Source organism: Candidatus Symbiopectobacterium sp. NZEC135 (genome assembly GCF_025962695.1).
In genome coordinates, this window is record NZ_JAGFPF010000089.1 from 1 (window position 1) to 10,485 (window position 10,485).

Genomic DNA, 10,485 nt, shown 5'->3' on the forward strand with positions numbered 1-10,485 from the left:
CGTACGGCAGTAGAAGTCCTTAATGAAGCGATGTCTGAAAATATTATCGCCATCGAAAAAATCAAATCATCGGCAAATACCGACGATTAATCGATGCGCTAATTAACGTCCCCTTTCTTTTTGGAGCCAAACGCACCAAAAATATCACAGCATCGCCCCTCATAGGGAATAACGACGAGTAGGATATTTATTACCACCTTGTTAAATAAGATAATATTTTACAACTACATCTTTTAGCCACGTTCCATAATGATATTGATCGACCGCATAGACGAAAACGCCAACCCTCGTTAAAACTAAGCTACTTTTTTTTGACAGTATAAACAGAATGAATTCTCACTTAACTGGCCGTTCCTCTTTTTTGGATCTACCGGCAGGCTATTTCGGTATGGTTCTCGGCACCATTGGGGCAGGTTTCGGGTGGCGCTATGCCGCAACAATTTGGTCAATAACGCCGCTCATCGGCGAAGGTCTGGTGATACTGGCAATACTCATCTGGGCATTGTTAGCCATTGCTTTTGTATACCGCCTGATCCGCTTCCCGAGCAGTGTTAAACACGAAATTGAGCACCCCCTCATGGGCAGCTATATCAGTTTATTCCCTGCAACGACCATGTTGGTTGCAATAGGCTTCGTGCCTTGGTGTAGACCACTCAGCGTGGCAATGTTTATTACAGGAGCGATCATCCAACTCGCGTATGCCGCCTGGCAAAGCGCTGGAATATGGCGAGGAAAACATCCGCACGATGCAACCACACCAGGGCTTTATCTACCCACTGTTGCGAATAACTTCATCAGTTGTATGGCCAGTGGCGCGCTGGGATACCACGATCTCGGCATTCTATTCCTCGGCGCGGGTATTTTCTCATGGTTAAGCCTGGAACCGGCCATTCTACATAGAATGCGTAGCCACGGGGAAATGCCAGCACCGGTGAGACTTTCTCTCGGTATACAGCTTGCCCCTTCTCTGGTTGCATGCAATGCCTGGTTGGCCGTTAATGGCGGGGAGGCTGATACCTTTGCAAAACTGCTTTTTGGCTACGGTTTGCTACAGTTGTTATTTATGATCCGTCTGATTCCATGGTATCTGAAAGGGCCATTCAACCCCTCGTTCTGGAGTTTCTCATTCGGGCTCTCGGCACTTGCCTCTACTGCACTCCATTTGGGATATGGTAGTTCAGAAGGCGTGTTGCCTCTGCTTGCACTTCCTCTGTTTATTTTTAGTAACACCCTAATTGCTCTGCTTATTATCCAAACACTCATGCTGCTGCTGCAAGGCAAAATGCTGAGGTATACACCCGTGTCCATGGACAAATAACTGTGCGGGAAAAGGATCTGTTCTCCTCCCTTTACCGCCACTACACGGCGTCTGATGTGGCATTAGTCAGTGCCAATAATGCAGTTACCAAGAAATGCGAAAGCATACATTGCCCGACGATCACGTTTAGCAGACACTTAACGCTTCAATTTAGCAACATAAGGGAGATTTCTATACTTATTCTCCCACGGCATACCATAGCCAATCAGTAAGTCATCGTTATCCATTTCATACGCAAAATATTGCTTAACCGGGATATTAGCGCGACCCGGTTTGACAAACAAAACGGCAACCGAAACCGATTTTGGCGTGAAGTGCTCGGAGATATGGTTAACCAGACGCTTCATTGTCCCACCTGACTCAATCGCATCATCAATCAGGATGACATGGCGGTTACTGATATCGATATTATTATGGAACACGATGGGAGAATGATTATTTCTGTCTCCCGGCGTATGGGGACAGGAAATATAATCCATATTGATATCAAAAGTTAACTGCCTGGTCAGGTCTGCCGTGTAGAGAATACCGCCCGGCACGACCGTAATGACAACGGCCTCATCAAAGTCCTGATTAAGCTGTGCGGCAACCTGACTGACGCCTTGCGCAATCGAGGATGCACTGATGATAACCTCACCGACATGTTCATGTTTCATAGCAGATTAACCTCAGATTAACGGTGTAGCTTCCCCTTGGCATCCATGGCAATCAGCAGCACAGATGAAAGGATAAGCAGCGTGCCAAGCCAATCCGGCAGCGTAAAAGTAATGCCCAACAGCAACAAGGATAGCACCGCGCTGGTCAGCGGCTCCGCGCAGCTAAGAATACTGGCCTTCTGGCCGCCAATCAGCGATGCGCCCTTGAGATACAGGCTAAACGTCACGGCAGTGCCCACGATAATAAGATAGAAGAAGGCAAACAGCCCCAGGCCGTTAACCGCAATGTTCTCTTCCGGCAGCAGGAAAAACGGCATCATCAATACCCCTGCAATAAACATGCTCCACCCCACCACCAGCAACGTGCCGTGTCGGGATATCAGGCCCGAGGAGTACGTGGAATAGAAAGCGGCAGCAAAGGCGGAGGCAATCCCCCAGATCAGCGCCGCAGGCGAGATCGACAGCGACGTCGGATTACCGTGCGTCACCAGCAAGAAAGTGCCCGCCAGCGAAGTGAGTATCGCGGCACACACAAACATGCCCGGCAGCTTTTTCCGCGTCAGCGCAAACCAGGTAACAATCACCGTCGGGGAGAGAAACTGAAGGATCGTCCCGGTTGCCGCGTTTGATTTTTCAATCGTGACCAAAAAGGTGAACTGCACGGTTAACGTGCCGCACAGGCTGAAAATAAAGAGCTTGATGGCCTCTTTCTTCTCGCTAAAAACACTAAACACCGGCTGGCCTTGCAGAAAACCGAGCATTAACAGAATGATGCCGGAAAACAGCAGGCGCGACATCGTCAACCAACCGGCGGAAATATGCAGATGCTCCATCAAGTATTGGGCACAGACACCAGAACTGCCCCACAGGATGGAGGCGATTAACACGTATAACATGCCTTGTTTGGCAAGACTCATCACAACCTCATGGCGGAATAAAACGGAGTAAGGCGACACCGTTCAGTCACGCTCGCTACACACGACCAATACGGTTATCGCCCTATGCCCTACACCATACTGAAGATAGACAGTCTTTTCGATAAGTGAGCCTAAAAAATCACAGCCATACACCAAGTTATAGTGCTTTTAGCAACGCGAACGCCTCTTTCATCCGATCTTCGCTCACGACAAAGGCGCGCAACTGCCCCTCAGCATCCATGCCCTGTGCCACCATGCCCTCCGGCGCAGTGGCAATCTGCCAGCGTAAATCACTGCGGCCTGATTCTCCGGCCAGATGTAATGGCAGCGCCGGTGTTTTCACCTTTACCAGCATGGCGGGCAGCGCGAGCGTGGTGTTAACGCCAAGCAGCGTTTTCGCCAGTGCGATAGCGCTTAGTTGGATCGGCTGCAGAAATGGCCGTACCTGCCCTGCTATTTCAGCGCAGTCGCCTAACGCATAAATATCGGCATGACTGGTTCGCAGCGTGTTATCGACCACCACTCCACGTCGGGTAACAATCCCGGCGCGCTGCGCCAGCGCCGTTTCCGGGCACAGGCCGGTAGCCGCCACCACCACATCCGCCTCAATCACGCGTTCACCATCGAACCGGGCGCGAATGCCTTTTTCGGTCTGTTCCAGCGATTGCAGTTTTGCTTTCAACAACAGATGCGTGCCCGTATCGACCAGACAGTGTTGCAAGCGGCCGCTCACTTCTGGCGGCAGCAACGTCGGCAACACGCTAGCAGCGCAATCGGCCAGCGTAACCGCCTTACCGGCACGACAAAAATCCATCGCCAGTTCAGTGCCAATCAATCCTGCGCCGACCACCAACACCCGCCGCGCATCCTGCAACTGCGCTTCACACGCGCGGTATTCTTGCTGACTGTTCAACGTCAGCATCAGTTCATGCCCCGGAACCGGTGGCACCGATGCGGAGGCCCCCATTGCCAGCACCAGCTTGTCGTAACACCATTCGCTGTCGTGACTTTTTACGCGATGATGCGCGACATCGATGTCGGTGATCCGTGTATATGGGTAGAGCCGTAGCTGATATTGCTCAGCAAACGCCCCCATCGACTGACGCGTGAGATCGTCGGCGCATTGCCCTTGGCTTATCACATGGCTGAGATCGGGCTTGTTATATTCATCCATGCTGTCAGCCGCAATCAGAGACAGCGGGATGGTCGTATCCTGCTTGCGGATATTTTTCACCAACTGACGGGCTGCAAAACCTGAGCCGATAATAACGATACCGTCACTCATACCGCCTCCACCGCCAGTTCATCAAATACCGCCTTACCCAACGAACATTCCGGGCACAGGAAACTGTCAGGCACCTGGCTCCACGGCGTTCCGGGCGCCACGTCCTGCATTGGTTCACCGCGGGCCGGGTCATACACCCACTGACAAACGCTGCACTGCATCTGTGGTCCCAGATCGGCGGCCGCTTTCGCTGCACAGGCGCAGGCTTCTTGTTGCGGCGTAGCGCGCACCGCCTCTGGCAACGGGGAGAGCGCCCATTGACGGCCAATTTCACGCCCGTGCTCACGGCACATCGCCAGTGCATCAATATCGGGACGCCATTTGGCCTTCAGGGCAATGGTGGTTTCGAAACCGGCATCCATCAAGCGCGTTTGCACACGATCGACCGCACCGCCGTTCCAGCCATAGCTGCCGAACGCAGAGGCTTTCTTGTTGCGAAAACGCAGCCCCGTTAATTCCTCCAGCATGCCCGCCACTTTGGGCATCATGACGTTGTTCATGGTAGACGATCCCACCAGAACCCCTTTGGAGCGGAACACGTTAGTCAGAATGTCGTTTTTATCACTGCGTGAGATATTGAAAATTTTCACCGCGACGCGCGGGTCAACATCGTTGATGCCCTGTGCGATAGCATCCGCCATCATGCGCGTGTTGTTGGACATGGTGTCGTAGAAAATAGTGATGCGATCTTCCTGATAATCTGCCGCCCATTTCAGATACAGCTCCACGATTTGCGTCGGGTTATCCCGCCACACCACACCGTGAGAGGTAGCAATCATATCAACCGGCAGATTAAAGCCGAGGATCTCCGTGATTTTAGGCGTCACCAGTCGGCTGAACGGCGTCAGGATGTTGGCATAGTAGCGCTGGCACTGCTCAAACAGCTCGGTTTGGTCAACTTCGTCGTTAAACAAGCGCTCATCGCAGTAGTGTTGCCCGAATGCGTCGTTACTGAACAACACCGCATCCCCCGTCATGTAGGTCATCATACTATCCGGCCAATGCAGCATCGGCGTTTCCACAAACACCAGCTGCTTTCCATTGCCAATATCCAGGGTGTCACCGGTTTTCACCACGTGGAAGCGCCATTCCGGGTGGTGGTGGTGGCCATTGATGGAGTCAATCGCATTGGCGGTGCAGTAGATAGGCGTATTGGGGATCTGCGACATCAGCTCGGTTAACGCGCCCGCATGGTCCTCTTCCGCATGGTTGATAATGATGTAATCAATCTGCGACAGATCGATTTCTGCACGCAGGTTCTGAACGAAATCACGGCTGAACTTATGGTCCACCGTGTCGATGAGCACGTTTTTCCCTTCACGAATCAAGTAACTGTTATAGCTGCTGCCGCGCAGGGTTTTGTATTCGGTGCCGTGAAAATCGCGTACTTCCCAGTCACGTTGCCCAACCCAGTGGATGTTGTTCTTCACATGAATAGCCATATCAACCTCAAATTTATGCTGTAATACGAATAAGATAGTTGGGCTATATCAATTGGCGTGCCATGTTTTCAATTATATGTTTTTAAATGACTTTATGATTTAATCAAAAAGAAAACATGTCATAATGACTATACTTACCATAGTCATTATGACATTATTCATTGTCAATTTGACTGCCGGGGGTGGCTATGAGTTTTTCCGTTAACGTCTTGGCGAAGATTGCCATTGAGCTACAGCGAGGCATCGGCCATCAGGATCGGTTTCAGCGCCTGATTACCACCCTGCGCCAGATATTGGATTGCGATGCCTCTGCCCTGTTGCGCTATGAAACGCGACAGTTTATCCCTCTGGCCATTGACGGTCTGGCATCGGACGTGTTGGGCCGACGCTTCGCATTGGAAGCGCACCCGCGGCTCGAAGCGATTGCGCGCGCGGGCGATGTGGTGCGCTTTCCCGCCGACAGCGATTTACCAGACCCCTACGATGGATTGATCCCCGGACAGGAGACGCTAAAAGTGCATGCCTGTATCGGCCTGCCGCTGTTTGCTGGGCAAAATCTGATTGGCGCGCTCACCCTTGACGGTCTGGATCCGAATCAATTCGACACCTTCAGTGATGAGGAACTGCGTCTGATCGCTGCGTTAACCGCAGGGGCATTGAATAACGCACTGCTGATCGAACAGTTGGAAAGCCAAAACATCCTACCGGCGGCTGCTCCCGCCTTTGAAAAGGCCGCGCATACCGAGATGATCGGTCTTTCTTCGGGTATGACTCAGCTAAAAAAAGAGATTGAGATCGTTGCTGCATCCGATCTTAACGTGCTGATCGGCGGGGAAACCGGTACCGGGAAGGAGCTGGTCGCTCAAGCTATTCATCAGGGTTCAGCGCGTTCGACAAACCCGCTTATCTACCTGAACTGCGCGGCACTGCCGGAAAGCGTGGCCGAAAGCGAGCTGTTCGGGCATGTGAAAGGGGCGTTTACCGGTGCCATCAGCCACCGCAGCGGCAAGTTTGAAATGGCCGATAAAGGCACGCTGTTCCTCGATGAAATTGGCGAACTCTCTCTCGCCTTACAGGCTAAATTGCTACGCGTTCTGCAATACGGCGATATACAGCGCGTGGGTGACGATCGCAGTCTGCGGGTTGATGTGCGCGTGCTGGCAGCAACCAATCGCGACTTACGCGAAGAGGTGCTGGCAGGACGTTTTCGTGCCGACTTGTATCACCGTCTGAGCGTATTCCCGCTTTTGGTTCCTCCCCTGCGCGAACGCGGCGAAGATGTGATTCTTCTGGCAGGCTATTTCTGCGAGCAATGCCGCGTAAGGCTGGGATTGACTCGTGTGGCGCTCAGCCAACGTGCCCACGCCCTGCTGCTGACTTACGCCTGGCCGGGGAATGTACGAGAACTGGAGCATGCCATCCACCGCGCCATCATTCTTGCCCGGGCAGAGCGGAGCGGTGATAACGTCGTGCTGGAAGCACACCACATTGCGCAACAGGGTGCACCTGAACGCCCGGTGCAGGAGAGCCAAAACGTTGCACCAACGCCCAACTTACGCCATGCCACAGAAGATTTTCAGCGCACGGTGATTAATCAGGCATTAACGCAGAACGGACACAACTGGGCTGCCAGCGCCAGAGCGCTCGACATCGATGTGGCCAATCTTCATCGATTAGCGAAGCGCTTAAGGATCAAACCATAGCAATATAGGATCTCATCTAAATTAGCTGTAAATAACGTCATATTATATTGCGGAATAAGCACAAAAACGTAGATCACGAGAAATCATCGCATGGAAATATCGTTTCTATTCAATCTTGCTTAGGGCTAACATTCTGTTTTAATCAATGCTCACGAAAAGTAAATAACTATTCATTCTTATTATTGAAAAACCATATATTACAAAAAACCACTACAGTATGGATAAGTTAATTCACATAATAATGATTATCATTATTATGAATGGTATTCTCATTCACATGTAGCAGGACATTATCTTGATAAGCATAAGCAGACTGGGTAGAAAATATCTATTTATCTGTATTTTACCCATTTCATCACACTGTATGTCGTTTGAAAAACAAAATGAACACATCAACAGTGATACAATCGTTGTTGAAGCATCAGAAAATAACCCTACATTAATAAATGTTAAAAATACTTTAACAACGGGCACAAACAATGCGGATATATTTGGTAGCAAGACATCATTACAAATAAATAACTCAAGAAATGAAGGCGGAGCCATAGATGTTGGCATTCGTGGTTTGCAGAACAATGGTAGAGTCCCTATTGTCATTGATGGTAGTCTACAGTCAACCAATACCTGGAGAGGCTATCAGGGGAGTGCCGACAGAACCTACATAGACATGGATCTCATTAATACGATATCTGTTGAAAAAGGGGTTACGGCAGGTCAATTTGGCAGTGGCGCTATTGGCGGAATGATAAAAATTAAAACATTAGAGGCTAAAGACATTATCCCAAAAGGGGATAACCTAGGGTTACTTTTAAAAGGAAACATTTTTAATAACAATAGAAGGCCAGATATTCTCGCTGATGACACCCATCAGTCTACGTATATTTTATCCAATGGCATAAAAGAAAATAAATTTAATAATGGATCATTAACTTTTGGTTTGGCCTATCTCGATGCCGACATTGATGTTGTTTTTGCTCACAGTGAGAGATACCAAGGAAACTACTTTTCAGGAAAACATGGCGCTGACAAATATCAAGATAAATCACCTATCTCGCCAGGGCAAGAGGTCGTAAACACAAGCTACGAAAGCCATTCCAGCATTCTTAAAACTGGGTTAAATCTCACCCCTTCGCAGAGAGTTGAGCTTAACATCAGAAGGCATCAACAGCGTGCCGGAGAGGTTCTTGCGGCGTACTGGAGCAAAGACAGCTCAAATCGAGATGGCCTGGAAAGCATGCCTCAATGGGAACTTGGGTCGGCAATAATAAATGCAGCCTCATTCAGTTATAGCTACAAACCAGAGAACCTTCTTATTGATTTTAATATGGGCATGTGGTGGACAACAGGAAAATACAATCAGCATAATGGCTATGCTGAAGATGTTGGCGCAAAAAATGCCGGACAATACTTTCATACTTATGATGATGATAGGAAAGGGATTAACCTGACAAACACATCATCTTTATCCAATACCCCGGTCAATCTTACTTATGGTATAGAGATTACAACACAAAAAATACGCCCTTTAAATAAACGATACCAATCGATATGGACACCACAAGCCACCTATCCAGGAGACGAACTGCTGAGCGCAGCGAGAAATGCACAAGGAATAGGAAAGGCACTATTTTTCAATACCGAGTATGACGGTGATAGATTTCATGCCCTCGTAGGTTGGCGTGGACATACATTTGAAATAAACGATAAAAACCAGAATCATAAAATTAAATATCAAGAGAGAAACGATATTTTTGGCGCCTTGACATTTCATATTTTTAAAAATATTGATCTTTTTACAAAAATCGCTAATACATATAGGAACCCAAGTTTATTTGAAAGCACCGTATCTGGACAAACAGCCTCTTATAGCCCAAATCATCCTATAAAACCTGAAAAATTGAGATCTTTGGAAATGGGAGTCAAAATAAATAAAGGTAGTTTAGTATTAAAAGACGATGCCTTTAAGATAAAAATATCATACTTCAAAAATAACATAGAGAATTATTTATCACAAGGACGCAATCCTCAACAAAATAAAACCCTCGATGCTTATATTATTACAAAAAACTATGAAAAGTTCACCCTTTCAGGATATGAGTTTGAAGCCAATTATGATTCAACGTATTTTTTTAGCAACATTGACGTCACGTTGTATAATAACGCGACATTGTGCTCAAAAGAAGAAATGAATCTCAGCAACTCTCCCGATCCCTGTAACTCCGTTGGTTTCCCATGGGGCTTAACTGCATCAAGGATCCCGCCGAAAAGAAATATATCAGCAGCTATTGGCATAAAATTACTGGATCAACATCTTTATACTGGCACAAGAATTCGCTACAACTCAGGGAAAGAATATCCACAAGGTTGGTTGGCAGGCACAGCGGCGGCCCCCATTGAGAGACAATATGCCTCGACTACGTTTGACTTTTTCGCTAAATACAATATAACAAAGGACATCGACGTGTCCTTTAACATAGATAATCTGACTAATCGCTACGCTTTCGACCCAGGCTCGGTTATTTACATGCCGATACCAGGTAGAACATTCAGAATTGGATTTGAAGCTAAATTCTAAATATATCCTTCATCTGCTCTGTATTATACCCTAAATAATTCGAGTTGCAGGAAGGTGGCAAGCGATGGCCTGCTGGATGAATCTCAAGGATGAGATTCATTAAAATGTGATCCATCGGGAAATCTTTATTATCTCCAGGTCGGGCACAGCGAGACTGCGCCACGTTAGGTTATAATTTGCTCAGACATTCAAATACAGCATCTCTCTACGATTATTCAGAGGCGATCATGACAGTGAATGAACCAGAATCATATACACTGCAAGCCATTCCTCAGCCGAAAACCTATGCGCGTGTACAGAGCACGGCGCTTAGTGATGAAACCCAGCGAGAACGCCTACATCGCGTCTTGCACGCCATGCGTCAGCAGGGTCTTGATGCGTTGATTATCTATGCCGATAAAGAGCATGGCGGCAATTTCGAATACCTGAGTGGATTTATTCCCCGCTTCGAAGAGGCACTGCTGATCGTCGCAAAAAACGGAGCCGCCACCTATGTCATGGGGAATGAGAATCTCAAGCTGGTGCCTCACGCCCGACTGCACGGCACCGTTTTGCACGCGCCCTGCTTCTCTCTGCCCGATCAGCCAAT

At 48.6% G+C, this 10,485-nt stretch carries 8 protein-coding genes; 4 read left to right on the forward strand and 4 right to left on the reverse strand.

Annotation, left to right across the window (positions count from 1 at the left end):
• The first annotated feature begins 328 nt into the window (after positions 1-328).
• The gene (gene tehA, locus J5224_RS22265) at positions 329-1,318 is read left to right on the forward strand and encodes a dicarboxylate transporter/tellurite-resistance protein TehA (protein WP_264627433.1); all 990 of its coding nucleotides are present in this window, start codon (positions 329-331) and stop codon (positions 1,316-1,318) included.
• 137 nt (positions 1,319-1,455) lie between these two features.
• On the opposite strand, the gene J5224_RS22270 is transcribed toward tehA, so the two are convergent.
• The 4 genes from J5224_RS22270 to norV all read right to left on the reverse strand — a co-directional run bounded on the left by J5224_RS22270 (position 1,456) and on the right by norV (position 5,618).
• Complete coding sequence (locus tag J5224_RS22270) at positions 1,456-1,974, reverse strand: phosphoribosyltransferase (RefSeq protein WP_264627434.1); 519 nt, start codon at positions 1,972-1,974, stop codon at positions 1,456-1,458.
• 17 nt (positions 1,975-1,991) lie between these two features.
• Entirely contained in the window at positions 1,992-2,891 is a 900-nt protein-coding gene (locus J5224_RS22275) for an EamA family transporter (RefSeq protein WP_264627435.1), read from the reverse strand.
• A 157-nt stretch (positions 2,892-3,048) separates the two neighbouring features.
• Entirely contained in the window at positions 3,049-4,176 is a 1,128-nt protein-coding gene (norW, locus tag J5224_RS22280; RefSeq protein ID WP_264627436.1) for an NADH:flavorubredoxin reductase NorW, read from the reverse strand.
• Positions 4,173-5,618 carry an anaerobic nitric oxide reductase flavorubredoxin gene (gene norV / locus J5224_RS22285; RefSeq protein ID WP_264627437.1) on the reverse strand — a complete coding sequence of 482 codons (1,446 nt, stop codon included), beginning with the start codon at positions 5,616-5,618 and terminating at the stop codon, positions 4,173-4,175. Before norV ends, norW begins: the two co-directional genes overlap by 4 nt.
• Positions 5,619-5,806: 188 nt before the next feature.
• On the opposite strand from norV, the gene norR reads away from it, so the two are divergent.
• The 3 genes from norR to J5224_RS22300 all read left to right on the forward strand — a co-directional run.
• Complete coding sequence (norR, locus tag J5224_RS22290) at positions 5,807-7,321, forward strand: nitric oxide reductase transcriptional regulator NorR (RefSeq protein ID WP_264627438.1); 1,515 nt, start codon at positions 5,807-5,809, stop codon at positions 7,319-7,321.
• A gap of 364 nt (positions 7,322-7,685) precedes the next feature.
• On the forward strand, positions 7,686-9,896 hold the full coding sequence (locus J5224_RS22295; RefSeq protein ID WP_264627439.1) for a TonB-dependent receptor domain-containing protein: 2,211 nt from the start codon (positions 7,686-7,688) through the stop codon (positions 9,894-9,896).
• Between the two features lie 227 nt (positions 9,897-10,123).
• A partial coding sequence (locus J5224_RS22300) for an aminopeptidase P family N-terminal domain-containing protein (RefSeq protein ID WP_264627440.1) occupies positions 10,124-10,485 on the forward strand: 362 nt, incomplete at its 3' end.